General features: G+C 58.7%; 22 protein-coding genes. 14 read left to right on the top strand and 8 right to left on the bottom strand.

The window, feature by feature from the left end; all coding sequences use genetic code 11:
* Positions 1 to 4: 4 nt before the first annotated feature.
* Entirely contained in the window at positions 5 to 1,141 is a 1,137-nt protein-coding gene (locus BAR1_RS05890; RefSeq protein WP_118942163.1) for a sterol desaturase family protein, read from the bottom strand.
* A 121-nt stretch (positions 1,142 to 1,262) separates the two neighbouring features.
* Here BAR1_RS05890 and BAR1_RS18155 point away from each other — a divergent pair, with 121 nt between their 5' ends.
* Positions 1,263 to 1,499, top strand: a complete 237-nt coding sequence (locus BAR1_RS18155; protein ID WP_323368587.1) for an alanine racemase — start codon at positions 1,263 to 1,265, stop codon at positions 1,497 to 1,499.
* A gap of 98 nt (positions 1,500 to 1,597) precedes the next feature.
* Here the strand turns inward: BAR1_RS18155 and BAR1_RS18150 are convergent, their stop codons facing one another.
* Positions 1,598 to 2,947: a leucine-rich repeat domain-containing protein gene (locus BAR1_RS18150; protein WP_118942162.1), complete on the bottom strand. Its 1,350-nt coding sequence runs from the start codon at positions 2,945 to 2,947 to the stop codon at positions 1,598 to 1,600.
* A 165-nt stretch (positions 2,948 to 3,112) separates the two neighbouring features.
* On the opposite strand from BAR1_RS18150, the gene alr reads away from it, so the two are divergent.
* The 12 genes from alr (at position 3,113) to BAR1_RS05820 (ending at position 13,638) form a co-directional block, all read left to right on the top strand.
* Positions 3,113 to 4,159: an alanine racemase gene (gene alr / locus BAR1_RS05875; protein ID WP_118942161.1), complete on the top strand. Its 1,047-nt coding sequence runs from the start codon at positions 3,113 to 3,115 to the stop codon at positions 4,157 to 4,159.
* A gap of 38 nt (positions 4,160 to 4,197) precedes the next feature.
* Positions 4,198 to 4,938 carry an MlaE family ABC transporter permease gene (locus tag BAR1_RS05870; protein ID WP_118944361.1) on the top strand — a complete coding sequence of 247 codons (741 nt, stop codon included), beginning with the start codon at positions 4,198 to 4,200 and terminating at the stop codon, positions 4,936 to 4,938.
* Positions 4,935 to 5,681 carry an ABC transporter ATP-binding protein gene (locus BAR1_RS05865; RefSeq protein ID WP_118942160.1) on the top strand — a complete coding sequence of 249 codons (747 nt, stop codon included), beginning with the start codon at positions 4,935 to 4,937 and terminating at the stop codon, positions 5,679 to 5,681. The genes BAR1_RS05870 and BAR1_RS05865 overlap by 4 nt, the downstream gene beginning before the upstream one ends.
* A 108-nt stretch (positions 5,682 to 5,789) precedes the next feature.
* A complete protein-coding gene (locus BAR1_RS05860) occupies positions 5,790 to 6,248 on the top strand; it encodes a paraquat-inducible protein A (protein WP_407681527.1) in 459 nt (152 codons plus the stop codon).
* A 30-nt stretch (positions 6,249 to 6,278) separates the two neighbouring features.
* Entirely contained in the window at positions 6,279 to 7,643 is a 1,365-nt protein-coding gene (radA, locus tag BAR1_RS05855; RefSeq protein ID WP_118942159.1) for a DNA repair protein RadA, read from the top strand.
* 30 nt (positions 7,644 to 7,673) lie between these two features.
* Positions 7,674 to 8,240, top strand: a complete 567-nt coding sequence (locus BAR1_RS05850; protein ID WP_118942158.1) for a CvpA family protein — start codon at positions 7,674 to 7,676, stop codon at positions 8,238 to 8,240.
* A gap of 96 nt (positions 8,241 to 8,336) precedes the next feature.
* The gene (gene purF / locus BAR1_RS05845) at positions 8,337 to 9,791 is read left to right on the top strand and encodes an amidophosphoribosyltransferase (RefSeq protein ID WP_118944359.1); all 1,455 of its coding nucleotides are present in this window, start codon (positions 8,337 to 8,339) and stop codon (positions 9,789 to 9,791) included.
* Entirely contained in the window at positions 9,788 to 10,198 is a 411-nt protein-coding gene (locus BAR1_RS05840) for a DUF1801 domain-containing protein (protein WP_118942157.1), read from the top strand. Before purF ends, BAR1_RS05840 begins: the two co-directional genes overlap by 4 nt.
* A 10-nt stretch (positions 10,199 to 10,208) precedes the next feature.
* A complete protein-coding gene (locus BAR1_RS05835; protein ID WP_118942156.1) occupies positions 10,209 to 10,859 on the top strand; it encodes an SDR family NAD(P)-dependent oxidoreductase in 651 nt (216 codons plus the stop codon).
* Positions 10,860 to 10,996: 137 nt separating this feature from the next.
* The gene (gene surE, locus BAR1_RS05830; protein WP_118942155.1) at positions 10,997 to 11,785 is read left to right on the top strand and encodes a 5'/3'-nucleotidase SurE; all 789 of its coding nucleotides are present in this window, start codon (positions 10,997 to 10,999) and stop codon (positions 11,783 to 11,785) included.
* Positions 11,782 to 12,420 (top strand): protein-L-isoaspartate(D-aspartate) O-methyltransferase, encoded by a 639-nt coding sequence (locus BAR1_RS05825; RefSeq protein WP_118942154.1) that lies wholly within the window; start codon positions 11,782 to 11,784, stop codon positions 12,418 to 12,420. Before surE ends, BAR1_RS05825 begins: the two co-directional genes overlap by 4 nt.
* 54 nt (positions 12,421 to 12,474) lie before the next feature.
* Positions 12,475 to 13,638 carry a peptidoglycan DD-metalloendopeptidase family protein gene (locus BAR1_RS05820; protein ID WP_118942153.1) on the top strand — a complete coding sequence of 388 codons (1,164 nt, stop codon included), beginning with the start codon at positions 12,475 to 12,477 and terminating at the stop codon, positions 13,636 to 13,638.
* A 19-nt stretch (positions 13,639 to 13,657) separates the two neighbouring features.
* On the opposite strand, the gene BAR1_RS05815 is transcribed toward BAR1_RS05820, so the two are convergent.
* From BAR1_RS05815 to BAR1_RS05800, 4 genes are read right to left on the bottom strand one after another with little or no spacing between them, the layout of a single operon-like run.
* Positions 13,658 to 14,497: an ATP-binding protein gene (locus tag BAR1_RS05815; RefSeq protein ID WP_118942152.1), complete on the bottom strand. Its 840-nt coding sequence runs from the start codon at positions 14,495 to 14,497 to the stop codon at positions 13,658 to 13,660.
* Positions 14,494 to 15,444: a twin-arginine translocase subunit TatC gene (tatC, locus tag BAR1_RS05810; protein WP_118942151.1), complete on the bottom strand. Its 951-nt coding sequence runs from the start codon at positions 15,442 to 15,444 to the stop codon at positions 14,494 to 14,496. The genes BAR1_RS05815 and tatC overlap by 4 nt, the downstream gene beginning before the upstream one ends.
* Positions 15,441 to 16,025 (bottom strand): Sec-independent protein translocase protein TatB, encoded by a 585-nt coding sequence (gene tatB, locus BAR1_RS05805; protein WP_118942150.1) that lies wholly within the window; start codon positions 16,023 to 16,025, stop codon positions 15,441 to 15,443. Before tatB ends, tatC begins: the two co-directional genes overlap by 4 nt.
* 40 nt (positions 16,026 to 16,065) lie before the next feature.
* The gene (locus BAR1_RS05800; RefSeq protein WP_118942149.1) at positions 16,066 to 16,290 is read right to left on the bottom strand and encodes a twin-arginine translocase TatA/TatE family subunit; all 225 of its coding nucleotides are present in this window, start codon (positions 16,288 to 16,290) and stop codon (positions 16,066 to 16,068) included.
* A gap of 246 nt (positions 16,291 to 16,536) precedes the next feature.
* On the opposite strand from BAR1_RS05800, the gene BAR1_RS05795 reads away from it, so the two are divergent.
* Positions 16,537 to 17,214 (top strand): helix-turn-helix transcriptional regulator, encoded by a 678-nt coding sequence (locus tag BAR1_RS05795; protein WP_118944358.1) that lies wholly within the window; start codon positions 16,537 to 16,539, stop codon positions 17,212 to 17,214.
* Between the two features lie 114 nt (positions 17,215 to 17,328).
* Here the strand turns inward: BAR1_RS05795 and BAR1_RS05790 are convergent, their stop codons facing one another.
* Positions 17,329 to 18,153, bottom strand: a complete 825-nt coding sequence (locus BAR1_RS05790) for a sulfite exporter TauE/SafE family protein (RefSeq protein ID WP_118942148.1) — start codon at positions 18,151 to 18,153, stop codon at positions 17,329 to 17,331.
* Between the two features lies 1 nt (position 18,154).
* Positions 18,155 to 19,168, bottom strand: coding sequence for a tRNA dihydrouridine(20/20a) synthase DusA (gene dusA / locus BAR1_RS05785; RefSeq protein ID WP_118942147.1), 1,014 nt, complete (start codon positions 19,166 to 19,168; stop codon positions 18,155 to 18,157).
* Between the last annotated feature and the right edge of the window lie 39 nt (positions 19,169 to 19,207).

Below are 19,207 nucleotides of genomic sequence, written 5' to 3'. Positions count from 1 at the left end.
GGATCTATTTCGTAGGCTTGCGAAATGGGTGTAGTAATTGTTGCCAATAACCTTTGGGCACTCCCCCGCCGGCGACACCGTATTTCTGCGGCCATTCATCCTCGGGCAAATGGTGGGTGCCGAACAGCCAATCAAACAACGGGAAATGCGACGCATAATTGATATCAATTGCTGCACGTTCCGATCCGTGGTGCCAGTGATGAAACCGGGGCGTAACCAGAAACCGCTCAAGAAACCCGAATTTTATCCCCAGATTGGCGTGGATAAAGGACGAATAGAAATAGACAATCAAAAGATAGGCCTGAATGGCTTCGGGTTTAAATCCCAGTGTAAACATCGGTACGGCCGTTAACCCGCGCAGCACGGCGATTTCCAGAAAATGCATTCTGGCTCCCGCAAGCCAATCCATGCTTTGGGTCGAATGGTGAATCGAATGGAACCGCCACAAAAACGGAAAAGTATGAAACGCCCGATGCACCCAGTATTGCACGAAATCTGTTGCCACCATGATAACAATCACTTGCACAACAAACGGCAAAGCCTCGATTGTGGCAACGATTTGCGACATATCAAGGTTTTTGTTCACCAGATTTGAAGGTGCCATTGTTAAAAACGACAGAACCTGTACCAACATCGAGCTGACCAGATAATAGAACATGTCCTCCTGCCATTCCGGGCGAAAAACGGTTTGCTCTCCTTTGTGGGGAAGGAACCGTTCCAACGGCACAAACAGAAAGCCGATAAACAGCACATTGACAATGAAATAGTCCAACCCGAAATATAATGCCTGCGCGCTTTGCCCCGGCTCAACTGCAGGCGCACTTCCAAACAACGAAGCCGTAAGGACAATAGCCAGACCAGTCCAGCCCAACACCTTGTTCCGGCTTAAAAGTATGCTGATCAGGGCCAACAGGTAGCCCAGCAGCAATACGGCCCGCAAGAATACCGTGATATAGCTGCTTTCATGGATGATTGACAGTTCGGGCATGGTAAAGGTCTGCGGGAAAAAGCGGATCATTACGATCAGCAACCCGGCCAACCCCGCAAGTATAGACAACGATCCCGACAGCCAACCGCTGCCCAAAGGGCGTGATTTGCGCGGTTTTTCCAGTTCGGTTTTTATTCTGCCGATAACACCCATCGTCTGCTCTCCTGCTTTTCCTTTGGGCTTTCTACCCGTTTGTCCCGCATGTGGGTAGTCTGGATTTCCCTATCTTTCGCTTTCTGCTTGGCCTTCCCCTTGCCCCCGTCAAAAACCACTTATGGGAAGCGGTAATTCAACAATTGATCTGGATGCGCTGACGGCCAACAGGCGTGTGCTGGACACATTGGCAGTTTGCGAAACGGCGGCCGTGGTCAAGGCTGATGGTTACGGGCTGGGTATAGACCGGGGGGCAAAAGCGCTGGCCAAGGCTGGTGCACGGCGGTTTTCGTCGCTGTCGCTGTGGAAGGCGCCGCAGTGCATCAGGCGCTTGGCCCGATCGGCCGTATCGAGTTGAGCTTTGAAGGCCAGTTCACCCGTTTTGGCAATCCGGTCAAACCGTGGCAAGGGGGCGAGGACAGCTTCCAGAAGCTGCCCCGCCTGCACCTTTACCGGTTATTCGTCCAGACCGCGCAGTTTCACACCGGATTCCTGCAATTTATCCAGTTGGGATTTATCAAGACTTGTCAGGTTATAAACCGTCAGAGACCGGAATTTCGGCAGGCCAATCAACGGGCTTAGGTCGGTAACCTTGGTATCCGACACATCAAGGCTTCTGAGTTTGGGCAGGCCCGCCAGTGGTGACAGATCGGCAACGCCGGTGCGGTTCAGATCAAGGTTGCTTAGCTTTTCCTTTCCGGCCAGTGCTGAAATGTCGCTCACGGCGGTTTCGTTCAGATCAAGGCTGGATATCTCGGCCAAGCCCGAAACCGGCGTAATATCGGCAACTTTGGTTCCCTTCAAATTCAACGTTTGCAACTTAGGCATGCTGGCCACCGCCGAAATATCGGCTACTTCGGTTTTGTTTAGGTAAAGCGATTTCAACTCGGGTGAATTTGCCAATGGTGAAATGTCACTCACCCCTGTTTCGCTTAAATCCAGCCCGTAGAGCACCATCATCCCTGCCAATGGGCCAAGGTCGGATACCTGAGTGCCATTTACAAAGATGTTTTGTAAATTCTTCAACTTGGCCAGCGGGGCAAGGTCCGAAACCTGGGTAAAGGAGGCTGACAGACCACCCAGCAAGCGCAGGTCTGCAAGCGGTGCAAGGTCGCTGACTTTGGTCTCGGTGATCTTTAATGTGCGCAAAGCGGCCAGTCCGGCCAGCGGTGACAGATCGGAAATGCCGGTCTCGGACAGGTCCAGTTCTTCCAGCGCGCCCAGCCCTGCAAGCGGACCGAAATCGGTAACCGCCACCCGGGTTAAACTAAGTTCCTCCAGCCCGCCCATACCGGCCAGGGGCGAAATGTCGGTCACAGCAGATTTGGTCAGGATCAATTTCTGCAACGCCCCCAGTTTGGCCAGAACAGATATATCGCTGATTCCGGTTCGCGAGATGTCCAGCTTTTGCAGCGCCCCCATACCGGCAAGCGGGGTCAGGTCAGTGACTTTGCTATTGCTCAGGTTCAATACGCGCAGCGCCTTTAGTCCAGACAACCCGCTTAAATCGGTTACAGGCGTGCCAGACAGATTTATCTCTTTTAGCCACGGCATTTTGGCAATCATCGACAGATCGGTAATTTCCAGACGTGACAAATCAAGCGAATCCAGCTTGGCGATGCTTAATGCCTCGGCCGGGATCACTGTCAGCCCCTTGATGCCGCTCAGGCGCAGTTGATTACAGCGTTTCTCGTTGCATTGTGCGATTTTATCCAATGCCTCTTGCATCGGGTCGGCCCAAACGTTCTGGCCAATAAACAGCCCTGTGGCGACAACGCCCGTGAATAGAAATGACTTAAAGCCCATTCAATATCTCCAAAAATAAATTAGCGGGGAAAGCCCCCTGAAAAAACAAAATTGCACTCATACGCATCGATAATCGGCAAAAGGTGCGGGGAAAAAACCGGGGTGTCAAGGGGCAGGCATTGTGTTTCTGCTTGACCTTCCCCCCCCACCCGTCAAAAACCCCCTATGGCAAGTGGAAACCTGACAATTGATCTGGATGCGTTGGCGGCCAACTGGCGGGCGCTGGACGCAATGACAGAATGCGAGACGGCGGCTGTGGTCAAGGCGGATGGCTACGGGCTGGGCGTGGGCCGGGTGGCAAAGGCGCTGGCGCAGGCCGGTGCGCGGCGGTTTTTCGTGGCTGTGGCCGAGGAAGGCGCGGCGGTGCGCGAGGCACTGGGGCCGGGTGTCGATATTTTCGTCTTTGGCGGGCATATGCGCGGCGACACCGATATGATCCATGACCTGCATCTTACCCCCATGCTGAATTCCCTGAACCAGTTGACCCGCCATTTCGAATCCCTGCCCAACGCCCCCTTCGGCATCCAGCTGGATTCCGGCATGAACCGGCTGGGCATGGAGGCGCCCGAATGGGCCGCCGTGCGCGATATTGTTCTGCCGCAAACCCCCGTTTTGGTAATGAGCCATCTGGCCTGCGCCGACGAGCCGGACCACGATATGAACGCGCGCCAACTGGCGACCTTCCGCGACATGACCGACGGCATCAATGCCCCGCGTTCGCTGGCTGCAACCGGCGGCATCCTGCTCGGGCCGGACTACCATTTCGACCTGACCCGACCGGGCATCGGCCTGTATGGCGGCCTGCCCTTTGCCGATGCGCAGCCCGTTGTGCATCTGTCCCTGCCGGTGATCCAGACCCGCGATCTGGCGGCAGGCGAAACCGTGGGTTACGGCAACGCATGGCGCGCTGAACAACCGGCGAAAATCGCCACCGTTTCCGGCGGTTATGCCGACGGGTTGATCCGCGCGATGTCGGGCAAGGCCACGTTTTGGCATGATGACACCCCTTGCCCGCTGGTGGGGCGCGTGTCGATGGATCTGATCACGGTGGACATCAGCCACCTGAACCAGATCCCGACCCATCTGGACCTGATCACCCCGCAACAGACGGTGGATGATCTGGCAGAAATGGCCGGCACCATCGGTTATGAAATCCTGACATCTTTAGGCCCCCGTTACGCGCGCCGCTATGCCGGAGGGTTTGCCCCGTGAGCCTGCTTGCCCCCGTCGCCGCCATCGGCCGCAACACAATGGGTATTCTGGCGGCCCTTGGCCGGATCAGCATCTTTTTGCTCCAGACATTGGGCCATATGGTTCGCCCGCCTTTCTACATCAAAGAATTCGGCCAGTCCCTGTTAACGATCGGATATTTCAGCCTGCCGGTCGTTGGCCTGACTGCCTTTTTCACCGGCGGCGCGCTGGCCTTGCAGATCTATGCCGGCGGCGCGCGCTTCAGCGCCGAAGCGGTGGTGCCGCAGATCGTTGCCATCGGCATGGTGCGCGAACTGGGACCGGTGCTGGTGGGCTTGATGATCGCGGCAAGGGTGACCTCGTCGATTGCCGCCGAAATCGCCACCATGCGGGTGACCGAACAGATCGACGCGTTGGTCACGCTGTCCACCCACCCGATGAAATACCTGACCGTGCCGCGCGTGCTGGCGGCCTTTATCACCGTGCCGATACTGGTGGGCATCGGTGATATCATCGGCATTTTCGGCGGCTACCTTGTGGCCACCGGCAAGCTGGATTTCAACTCGGCCACCTATCTGAACAACACCGTTGATTTCCTTGAGGCTGCCGATATCGCCTCGAGCCTGATCAAAGGCGCTGTGTTCGGCTTTATCGCCGCGCTCATGGGCTGTTATTATGGGATGAATTCGGGCCGAGGGGCGCAAGGGGTGGGCAAGGCGACCAAATCCTCGGTCGAGGCGGCAGCGGTACTGATCCTGGCGGCGAATTTCCTGTTAACCACAATGTTGTTTGGCTCATGATTACCTTGACGGATGTGCATAAGGCGTTTGGCAGCAACAAGGTGCTGCAAGGGGTCAACCTGACCATCCCGCGGGGCGAAAGCATGGTGGTGATCGGTGGCTCGGGCACGGGTAAATCGGTGTTGCTGAAGTGTATTCTGGGGCTGATCAAGCCTGACAGCGGGGTGATTACCGTTGACGGGCAGGATGTGACCAAGGTCGAACGCGATGCCTTTCTGGCGCGTTTCGGTATGCTGTTTCAGGGCGGCGCGCTGTTTGACAGTCTGCCGGTCTGGCAAAATGTGGCCTTTCGCCTGCTGCGCGGATCATTGAAACGACCCAAGGACGAGGCCCGCGCAATTGCAATCGAAAAACTGCGCCGCGTGGGGCTGAAACCAGATGTGGCGGACCTGTATCCGGCGGAACTGTCCGGCGGGATGCAAAAACGTGTGGGACTGGCCCGTGCGATTGCGGCCGAGCCCGAGATCATTTTCTTTGATGAACCCACAACGGGGCTGGACCCGATTATGGCGGGCGTTATCAACGAGTTGATCCGCGAAATTGTTGTGGAAATGGGCGCAACCGCGATGACCATCACCCATGATATGAGTTCGGTTCGCGCCATTGCCGACAAGGTGGCAATGCTGCACGGCGGGGTGATCCAGTGGACCGGTCCGGTGGCGGATATGGACGCATCCGGCGATCCCTATCTGGACCAGTTCATCCACGGCCGCGCCGAAGGGCCGATCGAGGCGGTGCGCTGACCCATAGGGCGGAATTTTCGCGCTTCAAGCATTGTGGCATGGTTTTAGGCCCCATAAGTATCAGCATGGGCACAGCTATGCCCAATCATTTCGGGGTGGAGTAAGCTTGTGAACCTGTTTTTGAAAATCGCCAACCTGTCGCTGATCGTGCTGTTCCCGATCGCGTGGTTTGCACCGATGTTGCGGGCGGGGGTTTTGGGCGGCATGATGCCCTATTTCTTTGACCTGAACGAAATATCGGTGATCACCGGCCTGCAATCGCTGTGGGAATCCGATGTGTTTTTGGCCCTGCTGGTGACGTTTTTCGCGATTTTCGCCCCTTATATGAAAACCATCGGCCTTGCCCTGATCCACTTTCATCTGCTGCATCGCAAGGTGCTGCCGGTGTTGCACTGGCTGGGGCGGCTGGCGATGGCCGACATCTTCTTGATCGCGCTTTATCTGGTGGTGGCCAAGGGGATTGGCGTGGGCACGGTGCAAACCGCATGGGGGCTGTATTTGTTCACCGGCTGTATTCTGGCCTCGTTGGCAATCTCTTTTGCGACCGAGAAGAAACGCACGCCTTGATGTGGCCGCAAAGCTGGGGCAAAAGGGCCTATGGCCAAAACGCATACCTTCACCTGTAACGCCTGCGGCGCGTCCTCGACCAAATGGTCGGGGCGTTGCGAATCCTGTGGCGAATGGAATTCGATTATCGAGGAAGCGCCGCTGTCGGCAGGGCCTGCGAAAAAATCGCTGGGCGGCAAACGTGGCCGCGCCCTGAACTTGACCGATCTGTCCAGCGACGAGGTGCCGCCGCCGCGCACCCATTCCGGCATGGATGAACTGGACCGCGTGCTTGGCGGCGGGCTTGTGCCGTCCTCGGCTATTCTGGTTGGCGGCGATCCGGGCATCGGCAAATCCACCCTGTTGCTGCAAGCCGCTGCAAGTTTCGCCCGCAAGGGATTGAAAACCATCTATGTTTCCGGCGAAGAGGCCAGCGCGCAGGTGCGCATGCGGGCCGACCGTCTGGGCCTGCGCGATGCGCCGGTGCAACTGGCCACCGAAACCAACCTGCGCGATATCCTGACCACGCTGGAAACCGAAAAACCGCAATTGGCAATCATCGATTCCATTCAGACCATGTGGGCCGACAATGTCGAAAGCGCACCGGGCAGCGTGTCCCAAGTGCGCGCCGCCGCCCATGAACTGACCACATTCGCCAAACGGCGCGGCATGTCCGTGATCCTGGTGGGCCATGTCACCAAGGACGGGCAAATCGCCGGCCCGCGGGTGATCGAACATATGGTCGATACCGTGCTCTATTTCGAGGGCGAGCGTGGCCACCAGTTCCGCATCCTGCGCGCCGTTAAAAACCGTTTCGGCCCTGCCGACGAAATCGGCGTGTTCGAAATGACCGGCGCGGGCCTGTCCGAGGTCACCAACCCCTCGGCCCTGTTCCTGTCGGAGCGCGACAAGCCCGCCCCCGGATCCGTGGTATTCGCCGGCATCGAGGGCACCCGCCCCGTGTTGTGCGAATTGCAGGCGCTGGTCGCTCCGTCCCCGCACAGCCAGGCCCGCCGCGCGGTTGTCGGCTGGGACAGTGGCCGGCTGGCGATGATTCTGGCGGTCCTTGAGGCGCGCTGCGGCATCCCCTTTACCGGCCTTGATGTCTATCTGAACGTTGCAGGCGGAATGCGGATTACGGAACCGGCCGCCGATCTGGCTGTTGCAGCCGCGCTACTGTCGGCACGCGAAGACACCGCTTTGCCCGCTGACACTGTGGTTTTTGGCGAAATTAGCCTATCAGGGGCTTTGCGACCCGTAGGCCAGACAGAAAACCGCTTGAAAGAAGCGGCAAAACTTGGTTTTTCGGGTGCAATTGCGCCGTCAGGTGGTAAAACCTCTGGCGCCGGGGGGCTGAATATTCAGAAAATGCCGGATTTGACGGCATTTGTTGGCGAGATTTTCGGTGCCGGTTAACCGGTCCAAAGCAGGCTAGGAGATTACGACGTGGAAGGTTTTACAATTATTGATGCAGTGGTGGCGGTGGTCATCATACTGTCTGCGCTTCTGGCATATTCGCGGGGGTTTGTACGCGAAAGCCTGTCGATTGCAGGCTGGGTCGTCGCCGCTGTGCTGGCATTCATGTTTGCCGCACAGGCCGAACCACTGGTGCGCGAAGTCCCCGTGCTGGGGGATTTCCTGAAAGACAGCTGCGAATTGTCCCGCATTGCCGCCTTTGCCGCTGTGTTTGCTGTGGCATTGATTGTGATGTCGCTGATCACCCCGCTGTTTTCCTTGATCGTCCAGCGTTCGGCGCTTGGCGGTATTGATCAGGGGCTTGGCTTCCTGTTTGGCGTGGCGCGCGGATTGCTGCTGGTTGGCATTGCGCTGGTGGTCTATGACCGCGTGATCACCGATCAGGCCATTCCGATGATCGACGACAGCCGCACCGCCCGCGTCTTTGCCAAAATGCAGGACCGCATCAACGACAGCATCCCCGAGGATGCGCCCGGCTGGATCACTTCGCGTTACGACCAACTGGTTGGCGAATGCAACAAGCCTGCTTCGAATTAAGGTCTGTTACTATATGGTGACAGACCGCCCGCGACCCCCTAAAGAGGGAAGCGAACCACTGCCATGGGATTCGGAGCGACTGCTGAAATGCAAAAAATGCTGCCAAGCCACCCGTTTGATGATGACAAGCTGAAAGAGGAATGCGGCGTTTTCGGCGTGATCGGTCAGGCCGAGGCCGCCAATTTCGTCGCCCTTGGCCTGCATGCCCTGCAACACAGGGGGCAAGAGGCCGGCGGCATCGTCAGCCATGACCCCGAACAGGGCTTCAATTCCGCCCGCCGCTTTGGCTATGTGCGTGACAATTTCACCAAAGCCAGCCTGATGGAAACCCTGCCCGGCCCGCTGGCCATCGGCCATGTGCGCTATTCCACTGCCGGCAAAAAGGGCGCCGTGATCCGCGATGTTCAGCCGTTCTTTGGCGAATTCGCGATGGGCGGGGCGGCGATTGCCCATAACGGCAACATCACCAACGCCGCCGCCCTGCGCAAGGAACTGATCCAGCATGGCTCTATCTTCCAGTCCAGCAGCGACAGCGAATGTATCATCCACCTGATGGCCCGCAGCTTCCAGAAAAACATCCCCGAACGGATGAAGGACGCCCTGCGCCGTGTCGAAGGCGCGTTTTCCATCGTCGCCATGACCCGCACCAAACTGATCGGCGTGCGCGATGCTTTGGGCGTGCGCCCGCTGGTGCTGGGGAAAATCGGCGATACCGGCTGGGCATTGTCGTCGGAAACCTGCGCGCTGGATATCATCGGTGCGGAATTCGTACGCGAAATCGAACCGGGCGAAATGGTGGTGATCACCGCCGAAGGGGTCGAGAGCCACCGCCCCTTCGCCCCCGCCAAGCCGCGCTTTTGCATCTTTGAGCATGTCTATTTCTCGCGTCCCGACAGCATCGTCGGTGGTCAGTCGATCTATGAAACACGCCGCCAGATCGGCGTGGAACTGGCCCGCGAATGTCCTGTGGATGCCGATATCGTCTGCCCCGTGCCCGACAGCGGCACCCCCGCCGCGATCGGCTATTCGCAGGAAAGCGGCATCCCCTACGCGATGGGCATCATCCGCAACCAGTATACCGGCCGCACCTTTATCGAACCCACCGAAAGCATCCGCAACATGGGCGTGCTGCTGAAGCTGAACGTCAACCGCGCACTGATCAAAGGCAAGCGGGTGATATTGGTGGATGACAGCGTGGTGCGCGGAACAACATCCCGCAAAATCAAGGAAATGATTCTGGACGCAGGGGCCGCCGAAGTGCATTTTCGCATCGCGTCCCCGCCCACCATGTGGCCCTGTTTCTACGGTGTCGACACGCCCGAACGCGACAAACTTCTGGCCGCCAACATGAACGAAGAAGAAATGCGCGCGCATCTGGGCGTGGACAGCCTGCGCTTCATCTCGCTGGACGGCCTCTATCGCGCGGCAGGCGAAGCAAAGGGGCGAAACAACGACTACCCGCAATATTGCGACGCCTGTTTCTCCGGCGAATATCCGGTGGAACCGGCGGATATGATTGCACAGGGGTTTGAGATCAAGGCGGCGGAATGATCCTGCCCCTGCCCGCCTGCGTCAAAGCCGCCTTTGATGCTTTCCCCGAACTGGCCCGCTATACCCTGCTGAACGTCCGCAGCCTGATCTTCCAAACTGCGGCCCAAAACCCCGCCGTTGGCCCGCTGACCGAAACCCTGAAATGGGGCGAACCGGCCTATCTGACCGAGGAAACCAAATCAGGCTCGACCATCCGCATGGCCTGGAAACCGGCCAAACCGGATCATGGCGCGCTGTTCTTCAACTGTAAAACCACGCTGGTCAACACCATGCGCGAAATCTACCCCGATAGTTTCACCTATCAGGGCACCCGCGCGGTGCTTTTCCGCCTTGATCAGCCGCTACCAAATGACGCTCTGGCGCATTGCATCGAAATGGCGCTAACATACCATCGCAACAAACGGTAAAGACCTACACATGACAAATCCTGATGAATCCGTCGCCCTGATCACCGGCGCCTCGCGCGGCCTTGGCTTTGCCCTGGCCGAGGCCCTGGCCCCCGATTACCACATCGTCGCCGTGGCCCGCACCGTTGGCGGGCTGGAGGATCTGGACGACCGAATCAAGGCCAAAGGCGGGGCCGCTACACTGGCGCCGATGGACATCACACAGGACGCCGCCATGCAGCACCTATGCCGCTCGATCCATGACCGTTGGGGCGGGGTGAAACTGTGGATCCATACTGCAATCCACGACACCCAACTGTCGCCTGCCGACCATATCGACGCAAAGGACTGGGACAAGGCCATCGCGCTGAATGTGCGTGCCACCGGCATCATGATTACCTATGTCGCGCCCCTGCTAGGCCGTGACGGCACGGCACTTTTCTTTGACGATCCATCAACCAGCGGTGCGAAATTCTTTGGCGCTTACGGCTCGACCAAAGCCGCGCAAATCGCGCTGGCCCGCAGTTGGCAGGCCGAAACCGCCAAAAACGGACCCCGCGTGCATATCGCCACGCCAAACCCGATGCCCACCGCCCTGCGCGCCCGCTTCTACCCCGGCGAGGATCGCTCGCCTCTGGCCGATCCCCATGACGAAGCCGCGCGGCTACTGGCCGAGCTTTAGGCTTCTTCTTTTCCCAAATATCCGCGCAGCAGGCATAGATTCTTTTCTGCCACAGCACGGGGGCAAACACAGCAGCCGCTTTACCGCGCCTGCGCCTTGCCCTATTGAATCTACAGGGTAACAAAGGCAAACCAACCATGCGTATTCTGATCACCAATGACGACGGCATCAACGCCCCCGGCCTGCTGACCATGATGGCCATTGCCAGCGAAATCGCCGGACCGGATGGCGAAGTCTGGACCGTCGCCCCCGCATTCGAGCAATCGGGCGTATCGCACTGCATTTCCTACACCCGCCCGATGATGATCGCGCAACTGGCCGAACGCCGCTTTGCCGCCGAAGGATCACCGGCCGACTGCATCCTTGCCGGCCTGCATGACGTGATGAAGGACAACCCGCCCGATCTGGTGTTGTCGGGTGTGAACCGTGGCAACAACGCTGCCGAAAACACGCTCTATTCCGGCACCATCGGCGGCGCGCTGGAAGCCGCGCTTCAGGGGCTGCCCGCAATTGCCCTGTCGCAATACCTTGGGCCACAAACCGCCGAACTGGACGATCCGTTCAATGCCGCCGCGGTTCATGGCACCGCAACCGTGCGCGCCATTCTGGACAATACCCCGCCGCAAAACGGCGACTACCGCCTGTTCCACAGCGTCAACTTCCCCCCTGTCGCCGCCGCCGACGTCAAGGGTATGAAAGCCACCGTTCAGGGCTACCGGCGTGATGTGAATTTCAGTGTCGAGCCACATTTCGCCCCCTCGGGGCGCAAATTCCTTTGGGTGCGCGGCGGCAGTCAACACACACCCACAGAACCCGGAAGCGATGTCGCCGCCTGTCTGGATGGCTATATCTCGATCACCCCGATGCGGGCCGATCTGACCGCCCATGACGATGTTCAAGCACTGCAAGGTGCCCTGCCAAAATGAAAGATGCCGAACGCAAAATGCAATTCCTTTTTGCCTTGCGTTCCAAGGGGGTAACCGATGGGCGCGTGCTGTCGGCGATGGAGAAAATCGACCGTGGCGCGTTCATTAAAGGCCTGTTCGAGGCCCGCACCTACGAAGACATGCCCCTGCCGATTACCTGTGGCCAGACCATTAGCCAGCCCTCGGTTGTCGGTATCATGACACAAGCCCTGAAGGTGCAACCGCGTGACAAGGTTCTGGAGGTTGGCACCGGTTCGGGCTATCAGGCCGCGATCCTTAGCCAACTGGCCCGCCGTGTCTACACCGTGGACCGTTACAGCCGTCTGGTGCGCGATGCCGAGGCGATTTTTCGCAAGCTGGACCTGACCAATATCACCGCCATCACCACCGACGGCAGCCATGGTTTGCCCGAACAGGCCCCGTTTGACCGTATCATCGTTACCGCAGCCGCCGAGGATCCCCCCGGTCCCCTCTTGGCGCAAATGAAAATTGGCGGTATCATGGTGCTACCCGTGGGTCAGGAACAGGCGGTGCAAAGCCTGATAAAAGTGGTGCGCCATGAAACAGGCTATGACTATGAAGAACTAAGACCCGTGCGTTTCGTGCCCCTGCTGGAAGGTCTGGGCAAGGAATAAAACAGAGCAATAACAGGTCCGACAAACGGGCCGCGGTATTTGAGGAACGAGCAAATGGCAAAACGCCAAACCCCTATGATGCGGGCCCTGTTTTCAGGTGTGGCCCTGACGATGTTCAGCACCCTGTCGGGCTGTAGCAATTTAGACTTTGATCTGCGCAACAATTTTGGCAATGCGCCCAATACCTCCAACGCCACAAGGCAAGCCACAGCGCCCCGCCCGCCAGCGGATGATCGCGGGGTGATTTCCTATCCCAATTATCAGGTCGCCGTAGCGCGTCGTGGCGATACCCTGACCAGTGTTGCCAACCGCCTTGGTCTGGATCCGGCCGAGCTGGCCCGCTACAACGGCATGGCACCCGATACCCAACTGCGTCCGGACGAAATCATCGCCCTGCCCCGCCGCGTGACCGAACCTTCACCGGCAACGGGCGCTGTCACCTCCGGCCCACTGCAACCCGAACCCGTTGACATCACCACCCTTGCCGGTGGCGCGATTGAACGGGCGGGTAGCAAACCGGCCAATGCAAACGCTAACATCCCATCTGGTGTCGAGCCGATCCGTCACAAGGTCGAGCGCGGCGAAACCGCTTACTCGATCTCGCGGCTTTACAACGTTTCGGTGCGCTCGCTGGCGGAATGGAATGGTCTTGGCAACAATCTGACGGTGCGCGAAGGGCAATATTTGTTGATCCCTGTCGCCAGGAATAGCCCGCCCCCCAACGATGACGTAACCCCGCCGGGCACAGGCACACCCGTTCCGGTGCCGCCAAGTTCGACCAAACCCCTGCCCGCCGAAAAACCGGCAGCGGCCAAACCGGCCACGCCTGCCTCGCCCAATCTGGGGGGCGGCAAACCCGCAGCGGCCAGCAGTGCACGGCTGTTGTTTCCGGTTCAGGGCAACATCATTCGTGCCTATTCGACCAAAAGCGACGGCATCGACATCGCCGCCAAGGCCGGCACACCAGTGATTGCCGCCGATGACGGCACCGTGGCCGCGATTACACGCGATACCGATCAGGTGCCGATCCTTGTGATCCGGCACAAAGGCAACCTGCTGACGATCTATGCCAATATCGACAAGATCACAGTGAAAAAAGGCGACCGTGTGCGTCGGGGTCAAGCCATCGCCAAGGTGCGCGCCGCCAATCCGGCGTTTGTGCATTTCGAAGTGCGCAAGGATTTCGACAGCGTCGATCCGATGCCCTATCTGCAATAACAAAAGGCGGGCGTTTCACTTACAGGGAAACGCCCGTTCGTCCGGCCAGATCGGTGAAATACTGCCACGCCACGCGACCCGACCGGCTGCCGCGTGTTGCGGCCCATTCGATCGCCTCAGCACGCAGAGTTTCGGCATCTATTGCCACGCCATAGGCCGCGCAATAGCCTTGGATCATTTCCAGATATTCGTCTTGCGAGCAGGCATGAAACCCCAGCCACAGACCAAAACGGTCAGACAGGGACACCTTTTCCTCGACCGCCTCGGACGGGTTGATGGCCGAGCCCCGTTCGTTTTCGATCATATCGCGCGGCATCAGATGGCGCCGGTTCGAGGTGGCATAGAACACCACATTTTCCGGTCGCCCGATCACCCCGCCATCCAGCACCGCCTTTAGCGATTTGTAATGTTCGTCATCATGGGAAAACGACAGATCATCGCAAAACAGCAGGAACCGGTCGTCCGCGTCCCGCAGCAGCGCCAGCAGGCGGCCAATACTGGGTAAATCCTCGCGCTGGACCTCGACGATCTTCAGCGCCAGCCCCTGTTCCAGAACCGCCGCATGAATGGCCTTGACCAGTGACGATTTCCCCATCCCGCGCGCGCCCCACAACAGGGCGTTGTTGGCGGGCAGGCCACGGGCAAATTGCAGGGTGTTCACCAGCAGCGTGTCGCGGGCGCGATCCACCCCGACCAGCAGGTCCAGCGCAATGCGGTTCACCTTGGCGACAGGTTCCAGATGGTCGGGATCAACCTGCCAGACAAAGGCGTCAGCGGCGCTGAAATCGGGGGCTTTGGCGGGCTTGGGGCTGATTCGCTCCAATGCCGCCGCAATCCGTTTCAGCGCCTTGCCGCTCATTTACCGTCTTCTTTGAAATAGCCCTCTTCCTCGGCTTCGTCCTCGTCGAACTCGTCCATCAGCGGGTCGTTTTCTTCGGTTTCCGCGCCGTCGTCTTCATCTTCGTCGTCGTCAAACCACAACCCTTCGGCCCGCAGTTTGGCCTCGCGTTTGCGTTCAACATAGGCAACCAGATGGATCGAAACCTCATAAAGGCCGAACACCACAACAAACAGGACCAGTTGGGTGATCACATCCGGTGGGGTAACAATCGCGGCCAGCACCAGAATACCGACAATCGCGTATTTGCGTACACCGCGCAGGCCCTTGGCGCTGACCAGACCGGCCTTGCCCATCAGGGTCAACAACACTGGCAACTGGAAACACAGCCCGAAAGCCACCATCATTTTCAGCGTGATATCAAGGGTTTCGTTAACTTTCCCCTGAAACACGATCTGCACACCGTTATCCGTGGCAACCGTACCATCCTGAGGCTGGAACGCCGTAAAGATGGACGACGCATCGGCAAAGCCCAGAAAGAACGTCATCGCCATCGGGATAACGATATAATGCGAGAACGCCGCGCCCAGAATGAACAGCGCGGGGGAGGCGATGATAAACGGCAGAAACGCACTTTTTTCGTTTTTGTACAGCCCCGGCGCCACGAAACGCCACATCTGGTAGGCAATCACGGGAAAGGACAGGCCCAGCCCGAACACCATGGAAATGCGGATCAGGGTAAAGAAATATTCCTGCGGCGCGGTGAACTGCATCACAGGATTGGGATCCCCCAATTCACGCATGGTCTTTTCAATCGGCGTCAGCAGGAAATCAAGGATCCAGCTGCCGAAGGAAAAACAGATCACCATGCCCACAATGAAGGCAATCACTGAATAGATGATACGATTGCGCAGCTCGGCCAGATGCTCGATCAGCGGGGCTGTGGAGTCTTCAACCTCGTCGGTCATGCTTTGTCACCTGATTTTGCTTTGGGTTTGGCGGCTTTTGCTTTGGGTTTGGCTGGTGCTTTAGGCTTGGCCGTTTTCGGCTTGGCCGGGGCCTTGGGTTTGGCAGCGGCTTTGGCCTTTGGCTTGGCTGGTGCTTTTGCTTTCGGCTTGGCGGCGGGTTTGGCCGCTGTTTTCCCGTCTTTTGCCTTTGCGGTTGCAGCGTGCATTTTCTTGGCGGCTTCGGTGCGCTCTTTGACAAGGGCCGCCTTTTTCGCCTTTTCGGCCGCTTTGGTTTCGGCCGCTTTGGCTTGTGCCTCGGGCGTCATCGGATCCCAGTTTTCAAACTTGGTCGCCACTTCGTCCAGCGCGTCCAGCCCCAGCGCCTTTTTCGAGGTTACGTTTTTCAGATCATCCGCCACATCCTTGACGCCTGCCGAATCCGCGGCCTCGTTCATAGCTGACTGGAAATCGCGCGCCATCGCCTTGGCCTTGCCGGTGAACCGGCCAAGGGTGCGGAACATTCCGGGCAAATCTTTTGGTCCCACCACGATCAACGCGACGATGCCAATGACCAATAATTCGGTCCAGCCGATGTCAAACATATGCGATCCGCCTTCTCAACATAAAACAGGAAAGGGGCGATTACGCCTCGTCTTTGTCTTTCTCTTTTTCGTCTTCCGGCGTGACGTCCTTGGCAGCAACGGCTGTATCTTCCAGCTCTTTCTTGCCTTCGCTTACGCCTTTCTTGAACGACGAGATGCCTTTGCCCACTTCGCCCATCAAGGACGCGATTTTGCCGCGCCCGAACAGAACCAGCACCACAACAGCGATCAACAGAAGGCCCGGCAGGCCAATATTATTCAGCATAGTCTTCTCCTATGTCAGGATGTCCGGCGGGGGCCGGACTGGAATTTCACCCCCTGTGTTTATTGCCTTGGATCAGAAGATCAAAGGCCAAATTCGCTGAAAATCGCGGCTTTTTTACCGGTTTTGTGCCGCCATATTGTCAACTGACAGGTTTATGTCAGTTGTGCGGGATGGAATTTACCGAATCATACGCAAATCCGGTTGCGGGTGCTTGACCTTGGCGCCTGCGTCACCGAGTTTGCCCCCATGAGCCGCAAAGACCGCCTTTTTGAAATGATCCAGATCCTGCGTGACGGGCGGCTGCATCGTGCCCAGGACATGGCCGAGCGGCTGGAAGTGTCGGTGCGCACGATCTACCGCGATATGGACAAGCTGATCGCATCCGGCGTGCCGGTCGAGGGGGAACGCGGGCTGGGCTACAGCATGACCGCGCCGATCACCCTGCCGCCGCTGAACCTGACCATGACCGAACTGGAAGCGTTTCATCTGGGCATGGATGTGGTCGCGAAATCAAGCGACGCGGAACTGGCCGAAGCCGCCAAATCATTGATAGCAAAGGTGGATATTGTGCTACCCGAAGACAGGGATGCGCCGGCATTGGGGTGGGGATTTGCCGCCAACCCGCTGGAGGATGCCGCCAAGGGGTTCAAATATATGCCCACCCTGCGAGCCGCGATCCGGATGCACCACAAGGTACGGTTGGGGTATCACAACGAAACAGGCGAGATGACCGAACGGGTGGTGCGCCCGTTGCAACTGGAATACTGGGGGCGGGTCTGGACGGTGATTGCGTGGTGCGAGTTGCGCGCGGATTTTCGGGTGTTTCGGGTGGACCGTATGCGCGATGTTTCTGTGTTACCGTCGCAATTTGGTGACGATTTGGGCAAGACCCTGTCGGATTATCTGGAAGGATTGGGGGAATAGGTTGTACCGCGCTAAAGCGCGTCACCCCGCGCGCCCCTTACGGGGCGCGCTCATGCCTTCGGCGAAGGTATTTTGGGCACGAAGAAAACAGGGAGCAGGACCCCGAGCACAGACCTAAAGCCCAGCCGCTTTGCGCAGCATGTTCAGGGCGACAAGGATCAGGAAGGCTGCAAAGACACGTTTTAGCGGTTTGGGATCCATCATATGCGCCAGTTTCACGCCATAAGGGGCGGTGATCAGGGTCATGGATATGGTCAGCACAAAGGCCGGCAGGTTGACCGCGCCGATGGTATAGGGCGGTTTGGCATTTGCGGGAATATCCAGCATCAGGAAACCGATCACCGAGGGCACGGCGATCAGCACGCCCAGACCGGCCGCCGTGGCGACAGCGCGGTGGATCGGGGTGTTATAGAGGCTCATCAACGGCACCCCGAACGAGCCGCCACCGATGCCCATCAGCACCGACATGAAGCCGAGGATCGGTGACAGGATGGCGCGCCGTATGCCGGTTGGCATCCCATCCCCCAGCCGCCAGTGGTTGCGGCCAAAGGCAAGGTAGAGGCCGATGGTAATGCCCAGCACACCAAAGATACCTTGCAGCACGACCGAGCGCAGCGAGGCAGCGATCAACACGCCCAGTGCCGCGCCAACCACGATGCCGGGGGCAAACCCCCGCAGGATGCCCCAGTCCACCGCGCCCTTTTTGTTATGGCTGGAAACCGAGCGCAGCGAGGTGACGATGATCGTGGCCAGCGATGTGGCCAGACAGATTTGCATCAACTGGTCGCTGCCATAGCCCAGCGACGAAAAAATATAGAAATAGGCCGGCACTAGGATGATACCGCCGCCCACCCCCAGCAATCCGGCCATAACGCCGGCAAAGGCTCCTGTCGCCAGCAGAAGGGCAACCATTGGCAGCAGGGTGTTCATTTCGGGCATGTCAGGTGCTTTCGGCTGTTTTCTGGCGATCCTGCACATGTTGCAGGGCGGCGTCCAGCACTTCCAGACCTGCGCCATTCTTGTGCGCCCCCTCGGACAGGGTGCGCCGCCAGCCGCGCGCACCGGGGCGGCCGGCGAACAGGCCCAGCATGTGGCGGGTAATCTGGTTCAGACGCCCCCCGTCGGCCAGATGGCGGGCGATATAGGGGCGCATTTCCTCGACCACCTGAAAGGTGGTTTTGCACCCTGCACGGCCGAAAATCTGTTGATCCGCCCCCAGCAGAACCGCGTCCGGTGTATGATAGGCGGCGCGGCCAATCATCACCCCGTCCAGCCCCGCATCCAGAAACCCGCGCGCCTGATCCAGCGTGGTGATGCCGCCATTGACCGATATATGCATATCGGGGAATTCGCGTTTCATTTGCAGCACCAGATCGTAATCCAGCGGCGGCACGTCGCGGTTTTCCTTGGGGCTGAGGCCCTGCAACCACGCCTTGCGGGCGTGGATGGTGAAACGGGTAACGCCAGAAGCGCGGACGGTTTCAAGGAAGGCGGGCAGGTTTTCACGCGGTTCCTGTTTGTCCACGCCAATGCGGCATTTCACGGTGATTTCAACGTCCGAGGCGGCGATCATTTCGGCGCAACAGTCGGCCACCAGCGCCGGGTTTTCCATCAGCACCGCACCAAAGCTGCCAGATTGCACCCGATCCGAGGGGCAGCCGATGTTCAGGTTTACCTCGTCATAACCTTCATCACAGCAGATGCGGGTGGCGGCGGCCAGTTCCGCCGGATCCGAGCCGCCCAGTTGCACGGCCACAGGGTGTTCCGTAGGGTCAAACCACAACAGATGACGCGCCTTGCCACGTACCAGTGCGGGGGATGTAACCATTTCGGTATAAAGCAGCGCGCGCGCCGACATCAGCCGGTGCAGATAGCGGCAATGGCGGTCGGTCCAGTCCATCATCGGGGCGACGGACAGGCGGGCGGCGGCGCGGGTTTCGGTTGCTTGGCTCATAGGCTCTGTTTACGGGGCGGGGATAAAAGATTCCATGCC

The sequence above is a fragment of the Profundibacter amoris genome (genome assembly GCF_003544895.1).
Classification (GTDB): Bacteria; Pseudomonadota; Alphaproteobacteria; order Rhodobacterales; family Rhodobacteraceae; genus Profundibacter; species Profundibacter amoris.
The sequence above is the reverse complement of the archived record's forward strand: the minus strand, read 5'-3'. Positions and strand labels throughout refer to the sequence as shown.

Bases quoted from the DNA above. Each gene is read 5' to 3' on its own strand.
- BAR1_RS05890 (WP_118942163.1), bottom strand. From the start codon at position 1,141: ATGGGTGTTATCGGCAGAATAAAAACCGAACTGGAAAAACCGCGCAAA.
- BAR1_RS18155 (WP_323368587.1), top strand. From the start codon at position 1,263: ATGGGAAGCGGTAATTCAACAATTGATCTGGATGCGCTGACGGCCAAC.
- BAR1_RS18150 (WP_118942162.1), bottom strand. From the start codon at position 2,947: ATGGGCTTTAAGTCATTTCTATTCACGGGCGTTGTCGCCACAGGGCTG.
- alr (WP_118942161.1), top strand. From the start codon at position 3,113: ATGGCAAGTGGAAACCTGACAATTGATCTGGATGCGTTGGCGGCCAAC.
- BAR1_RS05870 (WP_118944361.1), top strand. From the start codon at position 4,198: ATGGGTATTCTGGCGGCCCTTGGCCGGATCAGCATCTTTTTGCTCCAG.
- BAR1_RS05865 (WP_118942160.1), top strand. From the start codon at position 4,935: ATGATTACCTTGACGGATGTGCATAAGGCGTTTGGCAGCAACAAGGTG.
- radA (WP_118942159.1), top strand. From the start codon at position 6,279: ATGGCCAAAACGCATACCTTCACCTGTAACGCCTGCGGCGCGTCCTCG.
- purF (WP_118944359.1), top strand. From the start codon at position 8,337: ATGCTGCCAAGCCACCCGTTTGATGATGACAAGCTGAAAGAGGAATGC.
- BAR1_RS05840 (WP_118942157.1), top strand. From the start codon at position 9,788: ATGATCCTGCCCCTGCCCGCCTGCGTCAAAGCCGCCTTTGATGCTTTC.
- BAR1_RS05835 (WP_118942156.1), top strand. From the start codon at position 10,209: ATGACAAATCCTGATGAATCCGTCGCCCTGATCACCGGCGCCTCGCGC.
- surE (WP_118942155.1), top strand. From the start codon at position 10,997: ATGCGTATTCTGATCACCAATGACGACGGCATCAACGCCCCCGGCCTG.
- BAR1_RS05825 (WP_118942154.1), top strand. From the start codon at position 11,782: ATGAAAGATGCCGAACGCAAAATGCAATTCCTTTTTGCCTTGCGTTCC.
- BAR1_RS05820 (WP_118942153.1), top strand. From the start codon at position 12,475: ATGGCAAAACGCCAAACCCCTATGATGCGGGCCCTGTTTTCAGGTGTG.
- BAR1_RS05815 (WP_118942152.1), bottom strand. From the start codon at position 14,497: ATGAGCGGCAAGGCGCTGAAACGGATTGCGGCGGCATTGGAGCGAATC.
- tatC (WP_118942151.1), bottom strand. From the start codon at position 15,444: ATGACCGACGAGGTTGAAGACTCCACAGCCCCGCTGATCGAGCATCTG.
- tatB (WP_118942150.1), bottom strand. From the start codon at position 16,025: ATGTTTGACATCGGCTGGACCGAATTATTGGTCATTGGCATCGTCGCG.
- BAR1_RS05800 (WP_118942149.1), bottom strand. From the start codon at position 16,290: ATGCTGAATAATATTGGCCTGCCGGGCCTTCTGTTGATCGCTGTTGTG.
- BAR1_RS05795 (WP_118944358.1), top strand. From the start codon at position 16,537: ATGAGCCGCAAAGACCGCCTTTTTGAAATGATCCAGATCCTGCGTGAC.
- BAR1_RS05790 (WP_118942148.1), bottom strand. From the start codon at position 18,153: ATGCCCGAAATGAACACCCTGCTGCCAATGGTTGCCCTTCTGCTGGCG.
- dusA (WP_118942147.1), bottom strand. From the start codon at position 19,168: ATGAGCCAAGCAACCGAAACCCGCGCCGCCGCCCGCCTGTCCGTCGCC.